This is a genomic window from Afipia clevelandensis ATCC 49720 (assembly GCF_000336555.1).
Taxonomy (GTDB): domain Bacteria; phylum Pseudomonadota; class Alphaproteobacteria; order Rhizobiales; family Xanthobacteraceae; genus Afipia; species Afipia clevelandensis.
This window is the reverse complement of the sequence record NZ_KB375281.1, coordinates 2156489-2181551: the sequence shown is the minus strand read 5'-3', so window position 1 is coordinate 2181551 and position 25063 is coordinate 2156489. Positions and strand designations below refer to the sequence as shown.

Below are 25063 nucleotides of genomic sequence, written 5' to 3'. Positions count from 1 at the left end.
GGCTTGCACCTTTCCTGAGTGACCCAACAGATAACGGATCGTGGCCATGAAAGTTGCACGCGCGGCTTGAACGGGAACTGAATGGCCCCGCCGGATTCCCGCCACGATCCCCGCAAACGCAAACGGCGCCTCGCGAATGCGAAGCGCCGTCGGAATTTTGAAGCGATGCGGACGGGTCCGCAGACCAATCAGAACAGCGAAGCGTACTGCTGCAGGCCGGCCTGCTGGACGAGGCCCATCGCGGTGCGCTTCTGGTCTTCGTCGAGGCGGGCGAACAGCGCGGAAGCGGCGGGCGCGAAGCGGCGCACGGCGGCTTCGTTCACTTCCGGCTCGCGGGCCAGGGCGCGCAGTGCGCTGGCAACGGCGGGCCAGTACTTGACCTGCTCGGCCTTCAGCTTGAGCGCCGCGCGATAACGCATAATGGCGACTTCGCTCATCGCCGACTGGAGCATCGACAGCTTCTTCTTCGGCGCGGGCGCAGCTTCGGTGCTGAATGATGCCGTCGTGACATCCTGAGCGCGGGCCGGTGCAGTGGCGGAAATTGCCAGCATGGCAACAACGGACGCAATCGCGATTGGCAATCTTCGCATTTGTCTCACTTCGATGTGTGGAATGATGGGCGCGGGGTACGGGCCATATGTGACCAAAATGCGATCTATTGGGTTAATAAATCCGGAAAACGCAGGGCAACGCATTGTTAAGGTTTAGGGTGCGGATTTGTTCCGCAAAAACAACACTGTTTTTGATGCCGTAACATTCGCTCATCAAAGGTGAAGCGAGTTCCGTGGTTAATGGCAGGAACCGGAATCACTGATTTTGCCGGGAAATGCGGGATAATTTACATCATCGCGAATCGCGGCAGTCTGTTCAGCGCACCGCGCCGATCGTGTCGGCAAACAATTGCAATGCGTGAAGCGCGAAGGCGCGCATGTTGGCGACACGGTCACCGCTGCCGGTCTCAAGCGTGACCACGCGCATCTGCGGTCCCGCAACCGCCATGCAGGAATGACCTGCAGCGTCGCCGTAGCGGTTGCCGGATGGGCCGGTCGCGCCGGTTTCGCTGAGGCCCCATGTGGTGTTGAGCAATTCACGGGCGCGGTTCGCGAGCAAGGTGGCGTAAGGCTCGGTCGCGCCGCGATTGCCGATGGCTTCCATTTCTTCCTTGGTGATGTTCACCAGTGCGGCGCGCGCACGCGGCGTATAGATCACGCCGCCGCCGCGATAGTAGGCCGATGCGCCGGGCACCGCGAGCAGCGCCGCCGAGATCAATCCGCCGGTGGAGGATTCCGCGACCGCGACGGTTTCCTTCCGCGCGATCAGGGACGCGGCGATTTTTTCCGCGAGCGGCAACAGCTTTTCCATGGCGTGACTTTCGATGTGAGAGGGTCAGAGCTGCGTCTTGTAACGCGCCTCGACGGCGTCCTGCGACTCCGGCGTGCCCTGTCCGGTCTGTTCGTGGATGACCTCGCTGATGCTCGGCTGCGCGGACCGCGCCACGCGCGAGTCCGGCGACCAGAGTTTTGAGCGCATCAGCGCCTTGCCGCAGTGAAAATACACCTCGCGCACCGCAATATCCAAAACGGCGCGCGGCAGCTTGCCGAATTCGATCATGGCGGCCAGCACGTCCGCATCCGCCGAGAGCTTGGCATCGCCGCCGACACGCAGGGTCTCGTCCAGCCCGGGCACGAAGAAGAGCAGTTGCACATAGCCGCTGCCGGACAGCACGTTCCGGAAACTGTCGATTCGGTTGTTGCCGGGGCGATCCGGCATCAGCAGGCGCGTCTCGTTCTCGATGCGGATAAAGCCGGGATTTCCGCCACGCGGGGAGGCGTCCACCGTGCCGTCGGGACCCGAGGTCGCGAGCACGCAGAAGGGGGACAGGCCGATGAAATTTGCGGCGTGGCGGTCGATCCGCGCCAACTGCTTGGCGATCACGCGGTCGGTGGGCGGCGCGTAGATAGCGCCGAGTTCGTCGAGGCCGATGCTTGTCACGCCGTGCTCCTTCATTCCCATGCCGACATTTAGCCCAATCCGCCGGGCCGTGCATTTGCCGCCACTTTAGATTGATTCCAGATTGATTGCGCAGGCCGTGGCCAGTTTGGAATAGCTTAAAACTGGCTGTTTTCCTTTTGCATCGGAGGCGTCGGTTTAATACCTGTTGGTCAACAGTCCTTACAGGTTCTCCGGGCATCCATGATCGTTTGTTCCTGCAACGTCCTGACCGACCACGACGTGCGTAACGTCGTGACCCAGGCCAAGGATTTTCCGCGCACGGCCGGGCAGGTCTATGGCTGTCTGGGCTGCAGCGCAGAATGCGGGCGGTGCGCCCGGACCATCAAGAAAATCATGGACGAAGCCCTCGGCGCCTGCGCCAAGGCCTGCTGCGCGGGATGCCCCCATAGCGAGCAGCACCAGGAACACGCCGCCGCCCCGGATCATCACCATCAGGTGACCCTGACCGCTCAGGCTGCTGCCTAAGTCATTCCATCGGCTTGTTTTCCCCCTTCGTGGCCGCCTTTGCCGCGAGGGGTTGTACTCGTCGTAAATCTGATTTAGAACGCTTCTAAAGTAGATTTTGGTCCGTCAGACGACGGTTCCGCAATGGAGTGCAAGATGAAGGGCGACCCCAAGGTCATCGACTACCTGAACAAGGGCCTGCGCAGCGAACTGACTGCGATCAACCAGTACTGGCTGCATTTCCGGCTGCTCAATCATTGGGGCCTGAAGAGCATGGCCAAGCATTGGCGCAAGGAGTCCATCGAGGAGATGCACCACGCCGACCGCTTCACCGACCGCATCCTGTTCCTGGACGGCTTCCCGAACATGCAGGTGCTGGACCCGCTGCGGATCGGCCAGAACGTCAAGGAGATTCTTGAGTGCGATCTGGCGGCCGAAGTGGGCGCCCGCGAACTTTATCAGGAAGCGGCGACCTACTGCCACAGCATCAAGGACTACGTTTCGCGCGATCTGTTCGAGAGCATCATGAAGGACGAGGAGCATCACATCGACTTCCTCGAAACGCAGATCGATCTGGTCGAGCGCATCGGGATCCAGCTTTACGAACAGAAGCATGTCGGCGACATCGGTGACGACAATCCGCCCGAAGGCGAGGGACACTGACCCTTCCTGCCGTCAATGCGATTGCAGACCACAGCCCGGACCGCTCATGCGGCTCCGGGCTTTTCTTTTCACGCTTCACGCTGAAAATGCTTTAGCCTCACCGATAACAAGAAACATCCGGGAGAAACGCGATGACCCATAATCCGACTTACGACTGGCCTGCGATGGTCGACGATCTGAACGCGCTGCTGAAGCTGCGCTCGATTCCGTTCGGCATGAAGATGTTCGCGCGGCGCGAGGACATGGAGGCGATCCCGAAGATTCGCCGGCCGCAGGCGGTGCATACGCTCGATCAGGTGGTGGCGCAGGCCTCGCGCATCGGCTGGACGGTCGGCATCACCAGCGACGATCTGGTCGGCGCGCAATGCCGCGCGGTGGTCGGTCTCGGCGGCGCGAAGACCGAGGCATGGCAATCGGGTCAGCATATGACAGGCGTGTGGTTTTCGACGCAGCAGGACGCACAGGCGCATCAGGAGGCGATGCATTGTGTGCCCGATGGCAAATACGACGCGCTCGCGGTTGGCCCGCTCGCATCCGGAAAGCTCGATCCGCCGGACATCGCGCTGTTCTATGCAACGCCGGGCGCGATGATCTATTTCATCAACGGGCTGCAATGGTCCGGCTACAAGCGGTTCGACTGGAGCGTGGTCGGCGAATCCGCCTGCGCCGATTCATGGGGCCGCGCTCTGACCACGCGATTGCCGAGCTTGTCGATTCCGTGTTTCGCCGAGCGCCGCTATGGCGGCGTGCTGGACGAGGAAATGCTGATGGCGACGCCGCCGGAATATCTCGTCAGCGCGATTGCGGGAATGAAAGCGCTGTCGAAGAACGGCTTCCGCTATCCGTTCGCGCAGTATGGCGTGCAGCAGGATGTACGCGCCGGCATGGCGGTGAGCTATCCGGGCAGGGCGTAGGGACTACGATATTTCAGCGAGTCGTCCCCGCGAAGGCGGGGACCCATACTCCCTGAACGGTGTTTCTTCAAAGTTGTCTCAACATCATTTGCAAACGAAAAGCCGGTGGTTATGGGTCCCCGCCTTCGCGGGGACGACGCAGGAATTAGCGATGCCAGTGTGCAAGGTGTTCACGACCCATCCGCAGGCACGAAGCAGGTGATCATCAGCTTGCCCTGATAGGTCATGTACCAGACGACGGCGCCGCCGGTGGGATTGCCGCCGGTGCGGATCACCGCTTTCTCCGGCACTTCGCGCCAGACGCCGTCGATCGGCACCCAGTAGACTCCGCCGCGCACGTCGTACTCGGTGCGATAGCCGTCCGATACATCGCAGCAGGGCACGCCCTCCGGGCTGCGCGCGTCCTTGAACCATTTCCGGATGTGTTCGGGGACATCGCTGAACTGCCCGCGGTCCACCGCAAGAGCCGTTGCGGCGGGCGCGATCAACGGAATCATCAGGGCAACGCGAGCCGGCCACCTCATGCGATCCTCCGTCATGGGGAATCGTCAGAAGTGTCCGCGAGACTCGCGCAAGCGTCCAGACACAGCCGCGCGAGGCACAACGCTCGTCCCGCACATAGATAAGGCACGATGCGCCGCAGCATCTTTAACGCGAAGGAGCCACGACCCTCAGGATGAGGCTTGCGGTTGTTGCCGCCTGCTGCTCACCCCCGCGCCACGCGCTTCTTCTTTTTCGTCTCCGGCGGCGGAGGCGGTGTCAGCGGACAGCCGGCGAAGGCGGCTTCAATGGCGGCGGATGCGCCGTCGAGCTTGAATTCGGCGGTGGTGCGGCCCGCAGCCAGCGAGCGGATGCGGATCACGAGCGTGCTGGAGGATGCAAGCTCGTTGACGAATGTCGTAATCGCGGCGCGGTCCTCGATCACGACCGTCCTGTGTTCCTGGAGGAATCGCGCGGCTATATTGTCGTGGCCCGGCTTCTCGTCGAAACGATAGCCAAGCGTCGAATTCGGATCGGTCCCGACCTTGAACGAGAAAGCAAAGCGGACCAGCGGCGCGCCGTCGAAGCAGGTGAGTTGCAGCGAGGCCGGCTGCGCGTAATCGGCAAAGGTGTTCGAGGCATTGTTGATGATGAGCGTCGCGCTCGGGACCGGCACGCCGGTGATGCGGTCGTTCTGCTTCTCGATCTTCCAGTTGCCGGATGTCGTGGTTGCGGGAGCGGCGACATAGGGATCGCGCATGGCGCAGGCACCAAGGCCCGAGCCCAGCAAGACGGCCATCACGGCGAACGCGACACAACGCACCACGCAATCCCCAGCCCACCCTTATCCTGCAACCGGAGCGGGTAGGGCGCAAGCGGCTTATGCGGGGGCGGCTTCCTCGATCCGGATCACCGATGCGGCGAGGCCGACAACAACGGACACGGCCAGACACCAGAACCCGACATAGACATACATCACGGCGGCGACCGCGCAGCCGAGCGCAAAAAAGCAGATCGCCAGCGCGAGGCGGCTGAAGCGGGTGCGCACCTGCGGGCGGCTTTCGGGCTTGGCGCCGGTCATGAGGTCGACGGCATCGAGTGTCACCTGGACGGTCGAGCCGGTCATCATGGTGGAGGGCGGCAGGCTGGCCATATGCACGCGCTGCACGGCATTCTGCATCGCCATGGCGGCGACGCCGGCAAAGCCGGTCAGCAGCGCCATCGGCGTATTGGCGTCCGGAAACGGACCGAACCGGACCGCGAGAGCAAAGAACGCCAGCAGGAAAATGACCTTGACGCCAAGCAGGATCTGCATCGCAGGCAAATTCAGCGCGCGCATCGCGGTGCCTGCGAAGCGGGCCAGCGCGATCACCGCGATGAACTCGGGCAGCGCGAGAATCTTGCCGACAATGCCATGGCTGCCGTGGACCAGCGCGGCGCCGAGGGTGACGAAGTTGCCGGTGACATGCGCAGTGAAAAGTCCGGCGAGGCCAAGATAGCCCGCGGTGTCGACAAAGCCGCCGTTGAACGACAGCAACGCCGCGACAATGGTGGAATTTGTGATCTTCGCCATCCGTATGCCCCGCCTGATCCCGGCATGAAGCTAGAGCGTTTTTGCGCCGGATGGAATCCGGCTGAACGTCAGTCGAGCAGTCCGACCGCTTCGCGCACCGCGTCGATCGGCTGGATCGCCGCCGCCCAGAAATTCCAGCCGGGGCCGAACAGGTCGAGCGTGGTGTCCTCGCCGCGCGCCCAGGCATAGAAGAATTCTTCCGGCTCGAACGCGCCGGTTGCCGAAGCGCCGGTCTTGTTGAGCGGAATGCCGAGATGCCAGTTCAGCAGCGCCGGCAGAACATGCCCGGACATGGCGTGACTGCGGTGCATGGTTGCGCTCAATGTCGCGGTGAGCAGTTCGCCGCTCGGTGAGGTGTCGTATCCCGCAAGCACATGGACGGAATCGTGCCGAACCGCGAACTCGAAGTTGAGCGCCGCCGGTTCGCCCGGATAGACGTAGTTGTTGTCCTGATAGAATGCCGCAAATGCATAACCGAACGTGTCATCCGGCAAGCGTGAGAGGGCGTGAAAGCGTGTCGCCAGCGCGGCATCGGGCTGCTTGTCGTAAGGCTGCAGCCATGGACCGATCTGCGCATTGGTCCATTCGCGGCCGGTGATGCTCTCGACATTGGCGCGGAGCATATGGTCCAGGGCCTCCTTGAGGTCGCCGAGCGCCAGCCGCGCCAGATCGTTGACGAAATCGTCACGGACGCCGAGCTGGTCCGCCAGCCTGACCGTGGCGCTGAGTCTGGCCTGATCGAGCGTGCCGCCGACAAAGGCCATGATCGCCGCGAAGCTCACCGCCTGCCGCGCCAGTTCGGGGTCTTCCATCATCTCGGCCTGGCGGACGGGACTGAGCGGCGTCAGCCCCGCAAGGCCGAACTGCGGCTCGAGATGGAAGATATAACGTGTCGCGGCAGCGATGGCGGCATGGTCGATATCGGCAGGCATGCTCTCGGTCGCGGCGATGCCGAGCATCACGGCAAGTGTGTTGCGGGCCTGATCGAGAGTCGCGGGAATATGCATGAACCGGTCGCGCTTACCTGAACTGCGTCCGGCACAGAGGACTGAGCTTGCGCACATTCTTTTCCATGCACGCGGTGATGAGCTTCACGTTCGGAACGAAGTCGCGGCAGAATTTCATCGCGTCCTTTCGGCAGGCGCGGCGCTGTTCGGGCGTTCCCTGCGATTGCGCCTGCGCGACGGACGCCGCCGCCACAAGCAACGCGGTGGCGGTGAGGGCAGTGCGGAGTCGGAAATGCGATCGGGTCATGGTTCGGATCCTCGGGATGGAACCGTAACCTGATCGTGATCATCCATCAAACGGTAAACCGCTGTGGGCAGGCCCGGGCATTCCACCGCGGGCGCGTGACGGTGCCACATCCTCAGTGATGCGCAGGCACGTCCATGCCTTCGGCAGAATACAGCCTGATCTTGTTGCGCAGCGTGCGGACCGAAAGGCCGAGGATGCGGGCGGCACGGGTGCGGTTGCCGCCGCAGCGGGCCAGGGTTTGCAGGACAAGTACGCGCTCGATGTCTCCGACCGTCGCGCCGATCAGCAGCGGCACGATTTGATCGGGGGCCATGGCAGGCCCCTCGATCAGCAGTTCTGCAGGCGATGGCAAAGTTTCCCGGATCATTGCGACCTCCGTAAAAGGCCGTACTGCAACGGCAGCATGGTCAAGTCAGCGATCCCAGCCCGAGATGGATCGAGGGTGGGCCGATATGGTTAATGAAATCCTAATTCGCGGCTAACCCGTTCACGGACCTTGAAAAAGGAACTTTGACGGAACCGGAGGAGATCGCTGCGGAATTCAGGCTCGCCATCACGGCGTGCCCAGAATTTGCTCGTGCCTTTGTCCGAAATTCGCTGAAATGCGCGCCTGTACTGCGCCAGCCTTGGGAAGGAATGCACCATGTGCCGCAACATCAAGACGCTGTTCAATTTCGAGCCGCCCGCCACCGAGGACGAGATTCATGCCTCGGCGCTGCAGTTCGTGCGCAAGCTCTCCGGCTTCAATGCGCCCTCAAAGGCCAATGAAGCCGCGTTCGATCTCGCGGTCGCCGAGGTGTCCGCCAGTGCGCGCAAGCTGCTGGCCTCGCTGCACACCCATGCCCCGCCACGCGACCGCGAGACCGAGGCGGAGAAGGCGCGGGAGCGCAACCGGGCACGGTTCGGGCAGACAGGATAAGCCTCGGGTAACCTGTACGGACCTTCGAGGTGTCAGGCAGGCCGATACGAGGCAACCTGCGCGGGGCGCGGCGAAGCTCAGTGCGGCAGAGCAACAGGGACAAAGCGTGGATCGTCAGACCCAGCGCGCTGTTCGCTGGCTTCAACCCGCATCAGGGCTTCAAGTCTTAAAAGGAAAATTTCCGCCAACATGTCACAATCCACTTCCTGAGTGTTTGCATCGGCTGTCTGGCAGTAAAGCGCCGACTCAACGTCGGGCAGCTTCCACGTCTTGATTCAACCTATGTCCGGGGAAGTGGTCGCGCAATGGCTTGCCGCCCGCCCATGACACGTTAACCTGCAGCGATATTTCGCGCCGGAGATATTCTATGAAATTCGCCGCTGCCCTGCTTCTCATACTGTCCGCCTTGATGCCGTCGCCGGTCCGTGCCGACACCTCCGACCGTTTTGCCATGGGCGGCTGGATCGAGAAATTCCAGCCGGCGATTGATCAGGCCAATGCCACCGGCGAACTGTTTCGCATCCGCGGTCATTGCCAGTCGAACTGCACATTGTTTCTCGGCGTCCGCAACGTCTGCGTCGAGCGCAGCGCGCGGCTGCTGTTTCACGCCGGACACGGACGCGGACCCAACCGGTATGTCATCAACGCCGGTTCGACCCAGCGGATGCTCAACGCCTATAACGCCAAGCTGCGGCAGTATGTGGTCGCGAACGGCTATCTCACGAGGCTGGAGTTCAGCACCATCTCCGGCGCGCGGATCATCGACGAGTTCGGCTACAAGGAGTGCCCGCGCGGCGGCTGATGCCTCAGGCCGCGCGCTGCGCCAGAAAACCCCAGTCCCACGGCAACTGCTTCGAGCCGCGCGGCTTGCGCAGGCCGTCCACCGACCAGGGATAATAGACCTTCGCGATGCGGGTGATGTCGAAGCCCTTTTCCGACACGGTGGAGATCAGTTCATCCCGCTCGTAGAATTTCTGCCAGACGCCGTCGCGGCTGACGAGGCCGCCCGCCTTGATCTTGTCAGCGGATGCTCCGAGCTTGTTGACCATCAACTGTGATTCCATCGATGGCACCACGACCAGCGCGTGACCCGCGGGCTTGGTCACCGCGGCCAGCGTCGCCCACAGAGCGTCGCGTTTGGCCTCGCGCGGCGAGGTAATGACATTCAGGCATACCGAGAGATCGGCGACGCGGCCGAGAACGTCCGCGGACTTGCACACATCCATCGCCAGCCATGTCGCGTTCGGCATCTCGCCGCAGCGCTTCTTCGCGCGCGCGACGATGCGCGGCGCGAAGTCGATGCCGGTGATTTTCTCGAAGCGATGTCCGAACTTCTTCACAAAACTTCCGACACCGCAGCCGAGATCGACCAGTTCGAGATTCTTTCGCGAGCGGCAGGCCGACGCAACGAAGCGCGGCATCTGGCTGCCGGTTTCATCGGTGACGATGTCGCACACCATCGACTCGAATTTGGCGGCGTGCAGATCCCATTCAGCGCGATTCACAGAAACCTCCCGTTGGTCGTTCTGAAACCGAATCGATTTAACAACAGAATGACGCGCGGTGAAACCTGCGGAGCCGTCAAACCTGTTGACCGATCCTGCGGGTTTAGAGTTCCGCTTGCGTCATGAGCGTTTTCCGAAACCGCGTGATGCGCTAGAGTTGATTCGGTTGTGCCGCTTCATTTGCAAACATTTGCCCGCTCACCTCGTCTGTCACATCAATATCTGCCACATCAATCCGGAGAGATATCATGCGTTTGCCATCCGCCATTCGCGCCATGCTGATTGCTGTCGCCGCTGTTTTCGGAGCGGGCCTCTCGTCCGCTCATGCTGACAGCGGCAGTGTCTCGCTCGTGATCTACAAGGCCGGATGGTTCATCGGCGGCTCGGGCGGAACGGGCACGCTGAACTTCCGCGGCCGGAACTATGCGCTGTCCACCGGCGGTATTGATTACGGTCTGGTGTTCGGCGGATCGAAGACCGTGCTGCGCGGCCGCGTCAGCAATATCAACCGTCCGTCGGATGTCGCCGGTGTCTACGGCGCGGCGGGCGCAGGCATTGCGGTGGGCCGCGGTGCGCGCGCGATTGTGCTCACCAACCAGAAAGGCGCGGTGCTCGAACTCTCCGGCCAGCAGACCGGTCTGATGGCGAACGCCGACCTGAGTGGTCTCGCGATCACGCTGAAATAACGGCCGCGATCAGCATCCGTTCAACAGACGAAAAATGCCGCATCTTTCGATGCGGCATTTTTTGCTTTCGATGCGGTTATGGACAGAACCAGAGCGGGCCGACCATCACGCAACCGCGCCTGTGCCAGTTATACGGCCGCGCGTGATAACGCCGCCAGCCGCGATATCGCTCGTAGCGATTGAAGTGGGGCCTGTTCCAGTGATGATGGCGTCGCCAGTGATGATGTCGGTGATGCCGCTTCATCTTCACGAGTTGCAGTGTCTGCGCCTGTGCGGGGGCGCCGATCGACGGAGCGGATGCCGCCGGAGCCGGAAGCGCCGCCGCCGATCCGTATCCGCCGAGCACAATGGCCGCGGCCAGCAAGATTTTCTTCATGGCATATCCTTTCTCAAACGATGACTTTGCCGTCGCGGATTCGCATTCGGACGCTCTTCAGGTTGTCGCCGACGTATCGACGAGCTTCGTCCGCATGAAATTTTCCTCCCGCAAGCGTCGCGCAACATTTGAAATGTTACGCGGGTCAACAGCAGGCGGATGTCATCGTTCCTGATGTGAAGGAATGGTAAGACTCATGGCAAAGCATGCGCGGAATTGTCGCGAGGTGTGAGATCGTAGCGCAAGGAACGCAGCGGCGGCTCAAATGTTCGGCTTGTTAGCCTTGCGCCGGTCAGGCGAGGCGAGCAAACCTCTAATTTTCAGCCTAGATCCGCGCGCCGCGATTGTAGGCGTCGATGAGCTGGTTGTAATCGCGCAGCAGCCTTTCCGGTGTTCCTTCGATCATCCAACCGCTGCCGGCGTTGATCATCATCCTGTCGCCCTGGCTGTAAGGCGTCTTGTCGCGAATCCGGCGCATGAGCTGCTTCGCCGAGGTCAGGAATGATTTCGTGCTGCTGACAAACATCGAGCCGATCTTCTTGCCGTCATCGGCGCCTGCCGCGGTTTCGAGATCCTTCGCGGCGGCTTCGTAGTCGTTCAATGCCTGCGTCAGCGCGGCGAGATCGGGTTTGTCGACATTCTGCGTCCGCAGCACGCGCTTGGCCTGGATCATGGTCGCTTCGACATGATAGCGCGCCTTGCGGCCCTCGCTCTGCTCGATGGCGGCCAGCCGTTGCAGCGCGCGCTTGTCGTTGATGAGTTCGACATTCTTCCGCAGGTCCTTGTCTGCCTTGGCGAAGGCATCCCACGCCGCGACGAGCCGGGGATGCATCGCTTTCCCCTTGGCCATCTTGTCGTCTTTATAGTTCTCCTGCGTGTAGTAGTCGTCGGCTTCCTTCAGCAGCGGCTCGAGCTTGCTCACCACGTCGGCGTAAGCGGAGCCTGCGGCTTCCAGTTCGGCATCGCGCGGCTCCAGCGCATTGGCCTGCTCGACATTCTTGCGGCAGTCGGAGGTGTCGTAGATCGTATAGGTGCCGTAGATGATCCGCTCCTTGCCGGTCGGCCCGCTCGGCCTCGCCCAACTGAAATAGCGGCTGCGCGAACTATAGGACCGCTCGGACAGGCGGTTGATACAGCCCACATAGGCGTTCATTTTTTCGGTGAGCGACGCTTCGGCGTTGGGTGCGGATTGCTTTGTTTGCGCGGAAACCTGCGACGCCATGGATACCGCGAGGGCTGTGGCGATGAGAGCGCTTGTAGCGGTTGATGTGCTGCGCATGGTTCTGCTGTCCCTTTTAAACCTGATACTCTGTCGGGCGGACGTGCCATGCGGTTCGATCACCGCTGCGAAATTCCTGAGGCTGGAACCTGCCTCCGGCCTCATATCTTACCGCTTGTCCTTCTTCTTTTTCTTCTTCTTGTCGTGATGGTCGTCGTCATCCTCGCTCGCCTCAAACGCGCGGGCGGCGAGTTCGGCGGCATGGCGCTCGGCAGCTTCGCGTTCCTCGCGCTCCGCAGCTTCACGCGCGCGCCTGGCGCGGTGCTCTTCGTAGGCGTCGAAGATCGTCTCCAGCCACGGCAGGATTTCCTCGAACGAGGGCAGGCGGCCGGGAGAGCCTTGCTCACCGCGCGGACCCTGTGCGCCGACGGCACCTTGCTTGCCTTGCGGCCCTTCCGCGCCGCGCGGACCCTGCGCGCCCGGCTTTCCGGGGACACCCGCCTTGCCCTGCGGACCGGCTTTTCCCTGCGGTCCCGGTTTTCCCTGCGCGCCTGTCTTGCCCGGTAATCCGGTCTTGCCGCGCGGGCCTTCGGGACCGGGGCGGCCGGGATGACCCTGCGGGCCGGGATGTCCGGGCTTGCCTTGCGGTCCCTGCGGGCCGGGCCGCGCCTGCCGCGTTGTATCTTTCACCACCTGCTGCGCTCCATGATTCTGCGTTGCGCATTTTTAGCAGCGTTTGGACGACAGCTTCAATTCCGCGATTGCGACAGCGCCGTTGCGGATGCGCTCGCGCAAACAAAAAGGCCGGGAGTATCCCGGCCCTAAATTTGCTGGATGTTCTGGCGCAACAACCGGACCTCATCCTGAGGAGCATCGCGTAGCGATGCGTCTCGAAGGACGAGGGCGGCCCATGGTTCGAGACGCGCGGCGTTGCCGCGCTCCTCACCATGAGGTGTTCGTCTAAAACGCCTTGTTGCTATCCTTCACGGCGTCCGCCTCGACATAGACCTGTCCGCCCATCTTGACGAACTTCTCGCTCATCTGCGCCATGCCGTCTTCGATCACGCCGGTCATGGTCATGCCGACGCCGGGCAGCTTGCCGTCGAGATTGAGCGCAGCCTTTTCGTTGTCGCCGAGGGTCGCGGCGTAGTCGCGCACGTCCTGCGTGATCTTCATCGAGCAGAACTTCGGTCCGCACATCGAGCAGAAATGCGCGACCTTGTGCGCTTCCTTCGGCAGCGTTTCGTCGTGATAGCTCCGCGCGGTATCCGGATCGAGGCCGAGATTGAACTGGTCCTCCCAGCGGAAATCGAAGCGCGCGCGCGACAGTGCGTCGTCGCGAAGCTGCGCCGCCGGATGGCCCTTGGCGAGATCGGAGGCATGGGCCGCGATCTTGTAGGTGATGACGCCGACCTTGACGTCGTCGCGGTTGGGCAGGCCGAGATGCTCCTTCGGCGTCACGTAGCAGAGCATCGCGCAGCCGAACCAGCCGATCATCGCAGCACCGATGCCGGACGTGATGTGATCGTAGCCCGGCGCGATGTCGGTGGTCAGCGGCCCAAGCGTATAGAACGGCGCTTCGCCGCATTCCTTGAGCTGCTTGTCCATGTTGATCTTGATCTTGTGCATCGGCACATGGCCGGGGCCTTCGATCATGACCTGACAGCCCTTGTCCCATGCGATCTTGGTGAGTTCGCCGAGGGTTTCGAGTTCGGCGAACTGCGCGCGGTCGTTGGCGTCCGCAATCGAGCCGGGGCGCAGGCCGTCGCCCAGCGAGAAGGAGACGTCATACTTGCGCATGAGGTCGCAGATCTCGTCGAAATGAGTGTAGAGGAAGCTCTCCTTGTGATGCGCAAGGCACCACTTGGCCATGATCGAGCCGCCGCGCGACACGATGCCGGTGACGCGATTGGCGGTGAGATGGATGTAGGGCAGGCGCACGCCGGCATGGATGGTGAAATAGTCGACGCCCTGTTCGCACTGCTCGATCAGCGTGTCCTTGTACAGTTCCCAGGTCAGCTTGACCGGATCGCCGTCGCACTTCTCCAGCGCCTGATAGATCGGCACGGTGCCGATCGGAATCGGCGCGTTGCGCAGAATCCATTCGCGGGTGGTGTGGATGTTGCGGCCAGTGGAGAGGTCCATCACGGTGTCCGCGCCCCAGCGGATCGCCCACACCATCTTGTCGACTTCTTCTTCCACGGACGAGGTCACTGCCGAGTTGCCGATATTGGCGTTGATCTTGGTCAGGAAGTTGCGGCCGATGATCATCGGCTCAAGCTCGGCATGGTTGATGTTGCAGGGGATGATGGCGCGGCCGCGCGCGATCTCGCTGCGCACGAATTCCGGCGTGATAAACGCGGGAATCTCCGCGCCGAACGACTCGCCGTCCTTCAATGCTGCTTCCGCGCGCTCCAACTGTTGCTTGCGGCCGAGGTTCTCGCGCGCCGCCACGTAGATCATCTCCTTGGTGATGATGCCCTTGCGGGCGAATTCAAGCTGCGTGATCGGTGCATCACCCACACCGCGGATCGGGTTGTGATGTGCCTTGAAGGCGGCGGCGGCATGCGATGCGCCGACATTGCCGTTATCTTCCGGCTTGATCTGGCGGCCTTCATATTCCTCGACACCGCCGCGTTCCTTCACCCATGCGAGACGATTGCGCGCCAGACCGGCGTTGACGTCGATGATGACATTCGGGTCGGTGTAGGGGCCGGAGGTGTCGTACACGGGCAGATTGGGTTCGCCCGCGCCTTCGGAAAGAATGATTTCGCGCAGGGGGACGCGCAGGTCCGCGGCCTCGTCCGGGGTCACGTAGATCTTGCGTGACGAGGTCAAGCCCCCGGTGGTGACGGCGGGCTTGATATCGGCCGTATTGATTTGCTTGTTCATGGCGTCCTCCTGTGAGGGGTGTTTGTGGATTTTTGGTCGTCATTGCGAGCGAAGCGAAGCAACCCATTCTTATGAAGGAAAGATGGATTGCTTCGTCGCTTGCGCTCCTCGCAATGACGGATGTTTCCTGCTCGCATCACGCCATCTCCGCTGTCGTGTCGAGCCAGGCGCGCACGCGTGCGTCCGGATCGGGATTCTGGGTGACGTCGCTAACGACGGCGATGGAATTGGCGCCGGCGGCGAAAATCATGTCGGCCTGTTCGAGCTTGATGCCGCCGATGGCAACCAGCGGAATGTCGCCGATCAGCAGCTTCCAGGCGGTGATGCGCTCGATGCCCTGCGGCGCGAAGCGCATTTTCTTCAGTGTGGTCTCGTAGATCGGGCCGAGCGCGATGTAGTCCGGCTTGTAGGCCAGCGCGTTGTCGAGTTCGTCTTCATCGTGCGTGGAAAGCCCCAGCGTCAGTCCCGCCCGGCGAATGGCGTGAACGTCCGCGGTGTCGAGGTCTTCCTGACCCAGATGAAGATGCTGCGCACCGGCATCGATGGCCGCGCGCCAGTAATCATTGACCACGAGTTTTGTCTGCGTGCCCTTGGTGACGGCCAATGCCTCTTTCACGATGGCGAGGGCGGCTGCGTCGTCGAGATTCTTGGCGCGCAGTTGCACGGTGCCGACGCCGAGCCTGGTCAGCCGCGCCACCCATGCGACGCTATCGACAACAGGATAGAAACGATCAGGATACGGCATGCCAGAACGGTGTCCCAACGACAGGGGTTGACGGAGAGGCGAAATCGCGCGCGCCCATCAGGCCCGCCTCGAAGCCGGATCGTCCGGCTTCGGCGGCAAGGCGGAACGCATGACCCATGGCGACCGGATCGTCGGCCTTGGCGATGGCGGTGTTGAGCAGCACGGCGTCATAGCCCAGCTCGAAGGCTTCGGCGGCATGCGACGGTGCGCCGATCCCGGCATCGACCACGAGCGTGATGTCGGGGAAGCGGGCGCGCAGCAGCTTCAAGGCATCGCGATTGGTGATGCCGCGCGCGCTGCCGATCGGCGAGGCCCATGGCATCACCACCTTGCAGCCGGCATCGACCAGCCTCATCGCGACGCTCAGGTCTTCGGTGCAATAGGGAAACACCTCGAAGCCATCCTTGATCAGGATGGATGCGGCTTCCACGAGGCCGACCACATCGGGCTGCAGCGTCTCGTCGTCGGCGATGACTTCCAGCTTGATCCACGGTGTGTTGAACAGTTCGCGGGCGAGCTTCGCCGTGGTGACAGCCTCGCGCACGCTCTTGCAGCCTGCGGTATTCGGCAGAACGGTGACGCCAAGCTCGCGGATCAGCGACCAGAACTGGTCGCCGGTCTTTCCGCCGGCGCTTTCGCGGCGCACGGACACGGTGACGATCTGGCTGCCCGCGGCGCGGATCGCGTCCTGCATGATCTTCGGCGACGGATAGAGCGCGCTGCCGATCAAAAGGCGCGAGGAAAATTCCTTGCCGTAGAAATTCACTTTGCTCATGACATCCCTCCGCGCGCGATTGCGCGTAGCTCCCTCTCCCCGTTTACGGGGAGAGGGTTGGGGTGAGGGGCATCGAGTGCGGGCACTCGCCCCTCACCCGAAGCCTTCGCGCGGCTCAGGCTTCGACCTCTCCCCGTAAACGGGGAGAGGTAAAAGGTGGGTCCCGGCCTGCGCCGGGACGACGGAAAGAGAGCCATCGTTACCCTCCCTGCCTTGGCGTGAGGATTTCAACCGAATCGTTGTCGTTGAGCGTGGTCTCGGCCCAGCGGGCGCGCGGCACCACGTCGTAGTTCACCGCGACGGCGAGGTGTGTGCCTTCGTAATCGAGTTCAGCCAGCAGCGCGTCGACGCGCGTGGCTTTCGTCTCGATACGCTCTCCGTTGACGATCAGGACCATTGCATTACCTCGTTGTCGATCGCGCCGCGCTCGACATAAGCGAGCGTCAGTTCCGCAAGGGCAGGGGCCAGCAGGAAGCCGTGGCGATAAAGCCCGTTGACGGAAATGCGCTTCGCGTCGATCGCGATGCGCGGCAGGTTGTCAGGGAAGGCGGGGCGCAGGCCTGCGCCGATTTCGAGAATGCGCGCCTCGGCGAATGCCGGGTGGACGGCATAGGCAGCCGTCAGCAGTTCGAGCGCGGAGCGCACGCTGACGCCGGTGTCCTCGCTCTCGATCGAGGTCGCGCCGATCATAAAGCGGTTGCCGTCACGCGGAATGATATACAGCGGCCAGCGCGGATGCAGCAGCCGCACCGGGCGCGAGAGTTGAATCTCCGGGGTCTCGACGATCACCAGTTCGCCCTTGACGCCGCGCAGTTCGGGAAACCTGTCCCGCGCGCTCAAGCCACGGCAGTCGATCACGATGCCGTCTGCGATATCTTCAGGCTTCCGGTCGCTGCCGAAGCTGATGGTCGCACCCGCTTCTGCGAGCTTCGCGTGCAGCTTCGGCAGAACGGCGCGGGGCTCGACATGACCTTCGCCGGGGAATAGCAGTGCTTCGCGGAAGCGTCCGTCAAGCGATGGCTCGACATTGGCGATGCCGGACGCATCGAGGCGTTCGTAATCGGTGGTGAGTCTTGCGAAGCGCTCGAAATCGGTGCGGTCGCGCGGATGCGCCACCACCAGCGAGCCATTGAACGGCGTTTCGGGCACCTGCTCGCGCCACAGATCGAGCGAACGGATGCCAAGCCGCGTGATAACGGGCTCGGACGCCTCGCGCTCGCACCACGGCGCCAGCATGCCGCCAGCCCAGTGGCTGGTCGCCTGCGTCATTGCCGCGTCATCGCGTTCATGCAGGGTGACGTCATAGCCCGCGCGCGCGAACAGCAGCGCATGCCATGTGCCGGCAATGCCCGCGCCGATGATATTGACGGAAGAGTCTCCTCGCGGAGATGATGACGTGTCTCGATACATCCCTGTCCCTTCGCCGGCATGACCCGGATCAGGTTCAAAGGGTCACCGCGCATTCTGCGGTATCTCAGCTCCACGCCGGAGCCCCCCTCGGAACAGCCTTAACGATAGACCCGATGGATCGCGGTTTCAATGGCTCGTGCCGCCGCGCGCCATGGCTTTTCCGCATCGTGGGACCGCGTTTTCGGTCTGATTCCGGATATCGCACTAGCGCAGCCCGATGCGTTTGCGGCGGAATTTACCTGGAATTATGCCCCCGGTGCTTAGGTCTGGAACTGTTTCTCCAGCCGGACCCGCGCATGACCATCGCCGCATATTTTGACCTGCCTGCGAAGGCCGTATCGCGATGAGCGCTCAGGCAGTCGATACAATGCCCGCGCCGCGATGCACGCTGCCCTGCGTGCTCGGCGTCTGCCTGTTCGCCGGATTGCTTCTGCTGGGGAACCGGCTGCTGGCCGATCCGGACACCTACTGGCAGATCAAAGTCGGGCAGCAGATTCTCGACACCGGCGCGCTCCCGCGCACGGACACCTTCTCGTTCACCATGCAGGGGCAACCGTGGATTTCCACGCAGTGGCTGGCGCAGGTGCTGTACGCCGCGGCCTTCGCGCGTGCGGGCTGGGCCGGGCCGGTGGTGCTGACAGCGGCCTCCATCGCGGGTGCATTCGCCATTCTGGCGTGGTTCATTCGCCGCCGTCTCGATGCGGTCCCTGCACTTGTTCTGGTGATGGCAGCACTGGCGATTGCCTCCCCGCATTTTCTGGTTCGGCCACATGCGCTGGCGATGCCGGTGATGGTGGCGTGGCTTGCCGGATTGATCGCGGCGGCGGATCGCAGCAATGCGCCTTCCTACTGGCTGCTGCCGCTGATCGCGCTGTGGGCCAATCTTCACGGCAGTTTCATTCTGGGTCTGGCGCTGATCGGGCCTGTCGCGCTCGATGTGGTACTGAAGGTGGACGCGCAGGCGAGGGCGCGGATGCTGCTGCGCTGGTTCGTGTTCGGCGTTGCGGCGCTTGCTGCAAGTTGCCTGACGCCCTACGGCGTCGAGGCCATTCTCGCGGCCCGCAACATTCTCACTCTCGGCGCGGCGCTGCCGCTGATCACCGAATGGCGGCCGGCGGATTTCTCCCGGCTCGGCGCGTTTGAAGTCTGTCTGCTGCTCGGGCTGGGCGCGGTTCTGCTCAAGGGCCTGACGCTTCCGCTCATGCGTATCGTGCTGGTGATCGGGCTGCTGCATATGGCGCTGTCGCACATTCGCAATATCACGGTGCTGGCGCTGCTGTTGCCGCTTGTGATCGCCGCACCGCTGGCGGCGCGTTTCGGGCGGGTGGATGAAAGTCCAAAAGCGGCGCGCTGGTGCGGACCATTGGCCGCTGCCGCGCTTGTCGCGATCGCCGCGATGTCAGCCTTTGTTATCGCGATCAATTGCTACGCGCCGTCGTCCAGCCTCGCGCCTGCCGTTGCGGCCTTGAAGGAGCGCGGCGTAACGCGTGTGCTGAACGATTACGATTTCGGCGGCTATCTGATCTGGACCGGAATTCCCGTGGCCATCGACGGGCGGACCGAACTCTACGGCGAACGCTTCATGGTCGAGGTCGACGATGCCATGATGCTGAAAAATCCGGATGCGCTGTTCAGGCTGCTGGCCTCGCAGCGGATCGACGCTACATTGCTGCGGCGGCAGACGCCTGCGGCGCAATTGCTCGATCATGTCGATGGCTGGAAGAAAGTGTTTACGGATGACAACGCCGTGGCGCATGTGCGCGATCCATCCGCGCGGCACAGCGCAGAACCAGAAATAAAGCCGGCCTCGAATTGAGGCCGGCTTTTTCAGATCGCACCCAACAAGCTGATATCAGTGGCGATGACGCCGGTGCTTGCGCGGGATCGCCTGCGCATTGGCGTCGAACAGCGTGATGCCTTCCGGCGCGGCGTTGGCTGCCTGCTGCTGGAGCCGCCCCTGACGCTTCGCGGCGTAGTAATAGCCGCCGGCATAATAGGAGACCGCACGGTTGTGATCGCCGCCGGCGGCACGGTAGGCGCCCGCAAGATACTTCACGGCATAGGTGAGATTGGTGTCGGGATCGAGCAGGCCTTCGGCGGTGCCGGTATAACCAAGGCCGCGCGCCGTGGCGAGCTTGATCTGCATCATGCCGTAGTTGCCCCGGCTGACGGCGCGCGGGTTGTACTTGCTTTCACGGACGATGACGCGATGCACGAGTTCGGGCGGAACGCCATTTGCCGCAGCGTGGCTGGCGACCATGGATTCGTAGTTCGCGCGCTGCGCGCTGGCGGGATGAATCATCATCATCGTCGCCGCAGCAGCGGCGAGCAAAATCCGTTTCATGATGTCTGTCCTCAGCGGTTCGGGAAAAGGATCAGCGTGGAACGCAATGCCAACGCAACGGAACGACCCGGCTCAACGGCGGCGGGCATGTGACGGTTCCGTGACCCGTAAATGTGGAGAGAACGTGACGGGAGAATTAGCGACTCAATATCAATGACTTGGAGCCATGCGAATGTGCGGGCAAGCTATGCAGTCACATTCACTCCGTCACTGCTGCAGGTCCGGCAGCGATGTCACCGCGACACTGATCGCGCCGTCCGCTTCGGCAACGATGCGGAGCGTATTGGAATCGAAGGCGATGCCGCCGAGGCGCACGCTCGACACCGAGGCATCGACTCGAATGCCCTGATCGCTCTTGCGCATATCCGCGACGATGGACGAAATCTTCTGCTGCGCGTTGGCGGCGAAGGTTTTCAGGTCGATGGTGGCGCGCTGCTCCAGCGCGCGTTGCAGATAGGGCACGGCGGGACGCGCGGCGGCGCCGAGCAGGCCGAAGGCCGAATCCGATTCAACGGCGAGTTCGAGATCGGTCAGCCGCAGGATTTGTTGTTCCTGATCCAGCACGGGACGGCCCCAGATATGGATGGTCGCTTCGCCGCCGAGGCCGAGGAAGCTCTTCTTCTCTTTCGCGTTGACGAGCAGCGAGATCAGCAGGCGCTGTCCGGCGGCGGAGACACTCGCGCTCTTCACCGTGACATCGACCGAGCCGCTGCCGTCCTCGGGAAACTTGCGGCCTTTCAGTTGCAGTTCGACGATCTTGCTGACTTCGGTGAAGGGCAGGTCGATCGGCACGCCGATATTGACGCGGCCGCGTTCGGGCTGCGGCATGATGTCGAGCGTCGCGGGAAACGGGCAGTCCGGTTTCGTCTCGGTGGGCAGCACGCGCGTCTCGGCCTGCAGTCCGAGCGTGAAGCTGACCCAGTTGGCGTCGATGCGCGGCTGCGCCGCCATGGCGCGGACTGGACGCATCTCGAGCCACAGCACGGGCATCCCGGTTGCAGCCGGAGGCAGTGGAATCGAGCGGCAGAGCTTGGCCCATTCCCGGCGCGCGTTCTGCTCAAGCGAGCGGTCGTTGCGCAGGCGCTGCTGCAGCAGCGCCATCTGCTCGTTGACGGTCTTGTCGATCAGCGGCTTGACCTGCGCTGGCACCGCGACTTTCGCGCCGGCGATGGTGAGGCTGCTCTCGCCGAGTGTGACCTGCGCTGCGAGCTTCGGATCAATGCGCCACTCGCGCAGGATTTCCGGACGCGCGGTAATGCCGACATTGCCGTGGATCGCGGCGCTGGCGTTGAGCTGCTTGATCGAGACGCTACCGAGTTGCTTGACGGCATTGCTGCCGAGAACATTTCCCAAGGCGTTGCCGAGCGCGGTGCCGCTTGCCGCCGACAGCGAGCCGAGCACCGTCAGCTTGCCGTCGAGCGGCGTCGACAGCGACAGCGCGTTCTGCACACCGGACGCGGCGATCGGTCCGCGGGTCACGGTCCAGTTGATATCGGCGTTCTGCAGGATCTGGCTGACGGGATTTTCGGCCTTGCCGCCGATATTGCGCGGTGCGGCGCGATCGAGACTGTCGCGCAGCGCGGCGATGGAAATGGAAATCGGTGTCAGGATTTCGGAGTTGCGCGCCACCTGTGGCAGCGGCGGCAGTTTTGCGAGCAGAGGTTTTTCGACGGTGACGGGCCACAGCCAGTTCATTGCATAAAGGCTGGCGGCGAAAGATATGACAAGTACCGCCAGTCCGAGCAGAATGATTTTCAGGCGCATGGCGACTCCGGCATCAGGGCGGCGATGCTACAGGGCGCGTGTGATGCACGCCACCCCGCGTGCCAATCAAGCGGTTTGTCGTTCGCAATCGAAACGCGGCGGTATTAGTCGACCTATCGCAGCAGCTCCTTCGGAAGCTGCTTGTTCTTCGGAAGCTGCGGCGGCTTCTTCTGCAGCGCCGGAACCGCGGGCTGGCCCGCGCGCGGCGCGGCGGTGGGTACCTGCGGGATGCCGAGACGGTTCGGCACGCCGAGACGATTGAGCAAGCCGCCCGCTCCTTGCAGCGCGGAGCCGCCGGGCGCAGCCGCTGGCCGCTGTAATCCAACCGGAATGCCGCCTTGCCGAATGGCAGGACGGTTCGCGAGTCCCGGCTGGTTCGGACGCGATCCGAACTGGCCGGGTGCGCCGGGCGCGCGCTGGAATCCGCCGGGTGGCGGAGCGCCGGGATCGCGTCGAAGTCCGGGTTGATTGGCAAGACCGGGCGGACGCTGCATGCCGGGTTGCAGGCTGCCACGTTGTCCCGGCGCGTTCTGCAATCCCGGTTGCCGTGGCTGTCCGGGTTGATTGAGCTGACCCGGACGATTGAGGCCCGGCTGTCCGCGCTGACCCGGTTGATTCAATCCGGGCTGGCCGCGTTGTCCCGGCTGATTCAGGCCCGGTTGATTTCGTGGCTGGTTTCCAGGCCGGTTTCCGGGCTGATTGAATCCGCCGCGCTGCGGCGCGCCGCGATTATATCCCGGCCGTCCGAAGGCCGGCGGGCGGTTTGGATTCTGCATCCGGAAATCGCGCTGCTGCCTGACGATGTTGCGTCCAATCCCCTGCATGGTGTGAACGCGCTGCATGAAGCCGCGGTCCCGCGCGATCATCTGCGCCGACATCACCATCGGTGTCGCGGACATCCGCATGCCGAAACCCGGCACCATCATGCCGCGCACCGTGAAACCGCTGGCTGCCTGCGTCAGCATGCCGAGCGGCGCGCCGTCGCGGCCCCGGACGTCGATGCGTCCAACCTTGCCGTCGGCATCGGGATAGAGCTTGACGCCGACATTGCTGGCGTTGGCTGTGCCGGCCGTCACGCCTTCCGGCACTTCGACCACGCCGGTGGTGCCGCGAATGCCGAGCGTCGCCGTCGGCGTTTCGATTTTCATGTCGCCGGTCTTGGCGACGGCGGCGGCGACGAACGCCATGGTGCCGCGTGTGACATTGATGAGAGCGGCGTTGTCCTTCGCGCCGTTCTGATAAACGAAGTTGTCGACCACCACGCGCGAACTCGCGGAGAGATTGAGCGTGGTGTCGTCATTGAAGGTCACGCCGAGCGTGGCGTTCTTGTCCGTCTGAAGAATGTCACCCTTGAAGATCTCGTCCTGCACTTTCAGGGGACCGGTCATGCCGCCCCGGGTCACCGTCGCGCTGCCCTTCAGGGTGACGACATTGCCTGCGGGTTCGTCGCTGGCTTGCTGGTTCGCGTCGGCCGCAGGCTGATCGGTCGGTGACGGTGTCGTGGCAGGGGTGGTCGAATCCGCCGATGGGGTTGATGGCGCCGGTGCTGCCGGTTGCGCAGGCGCAGCCTGAGCGACGCGGATGGATTGTTCAGCATGCGCGGGTGTAAGGGCGAGGCCGCACAGGATCGCTGCCATCAGCAGGACGGAACGGATCAAAATATCACCTGCTCAACGAGCCATGAGACGGAAAGGCAACGGTGGTATTTTTGACAGCCACGTCATGGCGAAGCAACGCCATTCGCAACCCGCGAACAGATTTTCCATTGCATTTCCGAGGCAAAAGTACGTCAGCGGGATGCGCGTTGGCTTCCGGTGAACGCCTTAACTGTCGCGCGCGATCCGGCCGCCCGCAATGCGCCATGCTTCGATGCCGCCCTGGATGTGGCGGGCGGTGGTGAGGCCGGCGTCCTGCGCGGCCTGCACGGCCATCGCGGAGCGTTCGCCGAATGCGCAGTAGAACAGCAATTGCTTCTGCGTTGTCGCGGCGAGATCGTGCAGCACGCCGCCCGCTTTCACATTGTCCTGAAGATCGGGATAGGGCGCGTGGAGCGACCCTGGAATAACACCGTGCTTCTCGCGCTCGCGTCGTTCGCGAAGGTCGATCAGAGCAACGTCCGGACGCCCGAGGATATCCTTGGCTTGCGTTGCCGTGAGCGACCAGCCGCGCCGCGCGACGTCATCTTGCGCGAGGCCCATGTGCAGGTTCGCCGGCACGGCGACATCCATCATCTTCGGATTCGGCAGATGCAGGTTGTTCATCAGGTCGACATACTGATCGACCGATTTAACCTGAAGGCGAGGATTGCACGCCTTCTCCTCGCCGATGGTCGAGACGGTATCGCCCTTGTAGTCATGTGCGGGGAAGATCAGCGTGTGATCGGGCAGCTTAAGCAACCGCCCGAAAATCGACTCGTACTGCGCGCGCGGATCGCCGTTCTGGAAATCGGTGCGTCCGGTGCCGCGAATGAGCAGCGTGTCGCCGGTGAAGACGCGATCCGGCAGGATGAAACTGTAGGAATCGTCGGTGTGGCCGGGCGTGTAGAGTACATCGAGGCTCACGCCCTCGATGTCGATCCTGTCGCCATCCGCAACCCGCATCGAGACCACATCGACGCCGCTCTGCTCGCCCATCACGGTGATGCAATGGGTCTTGTCGCGCAGCGCGCCAAGGCCGGTGATGTGATCGGCATGGACATGCGTATCGACCGCCTTGATCAGCCGCAGATCGAGATCCTGCAGAAGCTGGATATAGCGATCGACCTTCTCCAGCACGGGATCAATGATCAGCGCCTCGCCGCCGCGGCGGCTGGCGAGCAGATAGGTGTAAGTGCTGGAAACGCTGTCGAAGAGCTGGCGGAAAATCATGAAGCCGATGATCGCAGATTCAGCGGCTTGCGATCAAGGGCGCGTTCGTCATCCAACGTGGTGATCAAACGGGCGCTTGATATCCGGATATCGAACGGTGGCTAGAACATGCCCAGCACGATCGCGCCGACAAGAATAAACGACGCATAGGCCGCCACGACACTCAAAGGTCCGACGATGGTCATGGGAATCTCCCTTGGCTCAACGCTGGGTCATGTAA

At 62.8% G+C, this 25063-nt stretch carries 29 protein-coding genes and 1 riboswitch; of the genes, 7 read left to right on the top strand and 22 right to left on the bottom strand.

What is annotated here, in order from left to right; translation table 11 throughout:
- Nucleotides 1-188: 188 nt before the first annotated feature.
- From HMPREF9696_RS10405 to HMPREF9696_RS10395, 3 genes are all read right to left on the bottom strand, one after another.
- Nucleotides 189-590 (bottom strand): hypothetical protein, encoded by a 402-nt coding sequence (locus HMPREF9696_RS10405; protein ID WP_040301362.1) that lies wholly within the window; start codon nt 588-590, stop codon nt 189-191.
- Nucleotides 591-867: 277 nt separating this feature from the next.
- Entirely contained in the window at nt 868-1362 is a 495-nt protein-coding gene (locus tag HMPREF9696_RS10400) for a CinA family protein (RefSeq protein ID WP_002712956.1), read from the bottom strand.
- Between the two features lie 24 nt (nt 1363-1386).
- Nucleotides 1387-2007, bottom strand: coding sequence for a pyridoxamine 5'-phosphate oxidase family protein (locus HMPREF9696_RS10395; protein WP_174309453.1), 621 nt, complete (start codon nt 2005-2007; stop codon nt 1387-1389).
- Between the two features lie 186 nt (nt 2008-2193).
- Here HMPREF9696_RS10395 and HMPREF9696_RS10390 point away from each other — a divergent pair, with 186 nt between their 5' ends.
- The 3 genes from HMPREF9696_RS10390 (at nt 2194) to HMPREF9696_RS10380 (ending at nt 4034) form a co-directional block, all read left to right on the top strand.
- Nucleotides 2194-2478 carry a (2Fe-2S)-binding protein gene (locus HMPREF9696_RS10390; protein ID WP_002712954.1) on the top strand — a complete coding sequence of 95 codons (285 nt, stop codon included), beginning with the start codon at nt 2194-2196 and terminating at the stop codon, nt 2476-2478.
- Nucleotides 2479-2613: 135 nt separating this feature from the next.
- Nucleotides 2614-3120 carry a bacterioferritin gene (gene bfr, locus HMPREF9696_RS10385; RefSeq protein ID WP_002712953.1) on the top strand — a complete coding sequence of 169 codons (507 nt, stop codon included), beginning with the start codon at nt 2614-2616 and terminating at the stop codon, nt 3118-3120.
- Nucleotides 3121-3251: 131 nt separating this feature from the next.
- A complete protein-coding gene (locus HMPREF9696_RS10380; RefSeq protein ID WP_002712952.1) occupies nt 3252-4034 on the top strand; it encodes a DUF169 domain-containing protein in 783 nt (260 codons plus the stop codon).
- 170 nt (nt 4035-4204) lie between these two features.
- On the opposite strand, the gene HMPREF9696_RS10375 is transcribed toward HMPREF9696_RS10380, so the two are convergent.
- The 6 genes from HMPREF9696_RS10375 to HMPREF9696_RS10350 form a co-directional block, all read right to left on the bottom strand.
- A complete protein-coding gene (locus HMPREF9696_RS10375; protein ID WP_002712951.1) occupies nt 4205-4558 on the bottom strand; it encodes a hypothetical protein in 354 nt (117 codons plus the stop codon).
- Between the two features lie 182 nt (nt 4559-4740).
- Nucleotides 4741-5337: a hypothetical protein gene (locus tag HMPREF9696_RS10370; protein ID WP_002712950.1), complete on the bottom strand. Its 597-nt coding sequence runs from the start codon at nt 5335-5337 to the stop codon at nt 4741-4743.
- Between the two features lie 57 nt (nt 5338-5394).
- Nucleotides 5395-6087, bottom strand: coding sequence for a YoaK family protein (locus tag HMPREF9696_RS10365; protein WP_002712949.1), 693 nt, complete (start codon nt 6085-6087; stop codon nt 5395-5397).
- 68 nt (nt 6088-6155) lie between these two features.
- Nucleotides 6156-7094 carry a hypothetical protein gene (locus HMPREF9696_RS10360; RefSeq protein ID WP_040301360.1) on the bottom strand — a complete coding sequence of 313 codons (939 nt, stop codon included), beginning with the start codon at nt 7092-7094 and terminating at the stop codon, nt 6156-6158.
- Nucleotides 7095-7107: 13 nt separating this feature from the next.
- A complete protein-coding gene (locus HMPREF9696_RS10355) occupies nt 7108-7341 on the bottom strand; it encodes a hypothetical protein (protein WP_002712947.1) in 234 nt (77 codons plus the stop codon).
- A 112-nt stretch (nt 7342-7453) separates the two neighbouring features.
- Nucleotides 7454-7708: a helix-turn-helix domain-containing protein gene (locus HMPREF9696_RS10350; protein WP_002712946.1), complete on the bottom strand. Its 255-nt coding sequence runs from the start codon at nt 7706-7708 to the stop codon at nt 7454-7456.
- A gap of 276 nt (nt 7709-7984) precedes the next feature.
- Between HMPREF9696_RS10350 and HMPREF9696_RS10345 the strand changes: the two genes are divergently transcribed.
- Nucleotides 7985-8260 (top strand): DUF2277 domain-containing protein, encoded by a 276-nt coding sequence (locus HMPREF9696_RS10345; protein ID WP_002712945.1) that lies wholly within the window; start codon nt 7985-7987, stop codon nt 8258-8260.
- Nucleotides 8261-8627: 367 nt separating this feature from the next.
- Nucleotides 8628-9062, top strand: a complete 435-nt coding sequence (locus HMPREF9696_RS10340) for a hypothetical protein (RefSeq protein ID WP_002712944.1) — start codon at nt 8628-8630, stop codon at nt 9060-9062.
- 4 nt (nt 9063-9066) lie between these two features.
- Here HMPREF9696_RS10340 and HMPREF9696_RS10335 read toward each other — a convergent pair whose 3' ends face one another.
- Nucleotides 9067-9765, bottom strand: coding sequence for a class I SAM-dependent methyltransferase (locus tag HMPREF9696_RS10335; protein WP_002712943.1), 699 nt, complete (start codon nt 9763-9765; stop codon nt 9067-9069).
- A gap of 248 nt (nt 9766-10013) precedes the next feature.
- Here HMPREF9696_RS10335 and HMPREF9696_RS10330 point away from each other — a divergent pair, with 248 nt between their 5' ends.
- On the top strand, nt 10014-10451 hold the full coding sequence (locus HMPREF9696_RS10330) for a hypothetical protein (RefSeq protein ID WP_002712942.1): 438 nt from the start codon (nt 10014-10016) through the stop codon (nt 10449-10451).
- A gap of 76 nt (nt 10452-10527) precedes the next feature.
- Here the strand turns inward: HMPREF9696_RS10330 and HMPREF9696_RS10325 are convergent, their stop codons facing one another.
- The 8 genes from HMPREF9696_RS10325 to HMPREF9696_RS10290 all read right to left on the bottom strand — a co-directional run bounded on the left by HMPREF9696_RS10325 (nt 10528) and on the right by HMPREF9696_RS10290 (nt 17868).
- A complete protein-coding gene (locus tag HMPREF9696_RS10325) occupies nt 10528-10827 on the bottom strand; it encodes a hypothetical protein (RefSeq protein WP_002712941.1) in 300 nt (99 codons plus the stop codon).
- Nucleotides 10828-11152: 325 nt separating this feature from the next.
- The gene (locus HMPREF9696_RS10320) at nt 11153-12106 is read right to left on the bottom strand and encodes a YiiG family protein (protein WP_002712940.1); all 954 of its coding nucleotides are present in this window, start codon (nt 12104-12106) and stop codon (nt 11153-11155) included.
- Nucleotides 12107-12214: 108 nt separating this feature from the next.
- Complete coding sequence (locus HMPREF9696_RS10315) at nt 12215-12739, bottom strand: collagen-like domain-containing protein (protein ID WP_002712939.1); 525 nt, start codon at nt 12737-12739, stop codon at nt 12215-12217.
- A 267-nt stretch (nt 12740-13006) separates the two neighbouring features.
- On the bottom strand, nt 13007-14938 hold the full coding sequence (thiC, locus tag HMPREF9696_RS10310; RefSeq protein WP_002712938.1) for a phosphomethylpyrimidine synthase ThiC: 1932 nt from the start codon (nt 14936-14938) through the stop codon (nt 13007-13009).
- A 136-nt stretch (nt 14939-15074) separates the two neighbouring features.
- Nucleotides 15075-15683 (bottom strand): thiamine phosphate synthase, encoded by a 609-nt coding sequence (locus HMPREF9696_RS10305; protein ID WP_002712937.1) that lies wholly within the window; start codon nt 15681-15683, stop codon nt 15075-15077.
- A complete protein-coding gene (locus tag HMPREF9696_RS10300) occupies nt 15670-16458 on the bottom strand; it encodes a thiazole synthase (protein WP_002712936.1) in 789 nt (262 codons plus the stop codon). The genes HMPREF9696_RS10305 and HMPREF9696_RS10300 overlap by 14 nt, the downstream gene beginning before the upstream one ends.
- A gap of 199 nt (nt 16459-16657) precedes the next feature.
- Nucleotides 16658-16855 (bottom strand): sulfur carrier protein ThiS, encoded by a 198-nt coding sequence (gene thiS / locus HMPREF9696_RS10295; protein ID WP_002712934.1) that lies wholly within the window; start codon nt 16853-16855, stop codon nt 16658-16660.
- On the bottom strand, nt 16846-17868 hold the full coding sequence (locus tag HMPREF9696_RS10290; protein WP_002712933.1) for an FAD-dependent oxidoreductase: 1023 nt from the start codon (nt 17866-17868) through the stop codon (nt 16846-16848). Before HMPREF9696_RS10290 ends, thiS begins: the two co-directional genes overlap by 10 nt.
- Nucleotides 17856-17966, bottom strand: a riboswitch (TPP riboswitch). It overlaps the preceding gene by 13 nt.
- A gap of 245 nt (nt 17967-18211) precedes the next feature.
- Between HMPREF9696_RS10290 and HMPREF9696_RS10285 the strand changes: the two genes are divergently transcribed.
- On the top strand, nt 18212-19684 hold the full coding sequence (locus HMPREF9696_RS10285) for a hypothetical protein (RefSeq protein ID WP_002712931.1): 1473 nt from the start codon (nt 18212-18214) through the stop codon (nt 19682-19684).
- 36 nt (nt 19685-19720) lie between these two features.
- On the opposite strand, the gene HMPREF9696_RS10280 is transcribed toward HMPREF9696_RS10285, so the two are convergent.
- The 4 genes from HMPREF9696_RS10280 to HMPREF9696_RS10265 all read right to left on the bottom strand — a co-directional run bounded on the left by HMPREF9696_RS10280 (nt 19721) and on the right by HMPREF9696_RS10265 (nt 24843).
- Nucleotides 19721-20212, bottom strand: coding sequence for a transglycosylase SLT domain-containing protein (locus tag HMPREF9696_RS10280; protein WP_002712930.1), 492 nt, complete (start codon nt 20210-20212; stop codon nt 19721-19723).
- Nucleotides 20213-20419: 207 nt separating this feature from the next.
- Nucleotides 20420-21976, bottom strand: a complete 1557-nt coding sequence (locus tag HMPREF9696_RS10275; protein ID WP_002712929.1) for a DUF4403 family protein — start codon at nt 21974-21976, stop codon at nt 20420-20422.
- A 113-nt stretch (nt 21977-22089) separates the two neighbouring features.
- Complete coding sequence (locus tag HMPREF9696_RS10270; RefSeq protein ID WP_002712928.1) at nt 22090-23634, bottom strand: FecR domain-containing protein; 1545 nt, start codon at nt 23632-23634, stop codon at nt 22090-22092.
- Between the two features lie 165 nt (nt 23635-23799).
- Nucleotides 23800-24843 (bottom strand): MBL fold metallo-hydrolase, encoded by a 1044-nt coding sequence (locus tag HMPREF9696_RS10265; protein WP_002712927.1) that lies wholly within the window; start codon nt 24841-24843, stop codon nt 23800-23802.
- Nucleotides 24844-25063: the final 220 nt, after the last annotated feature.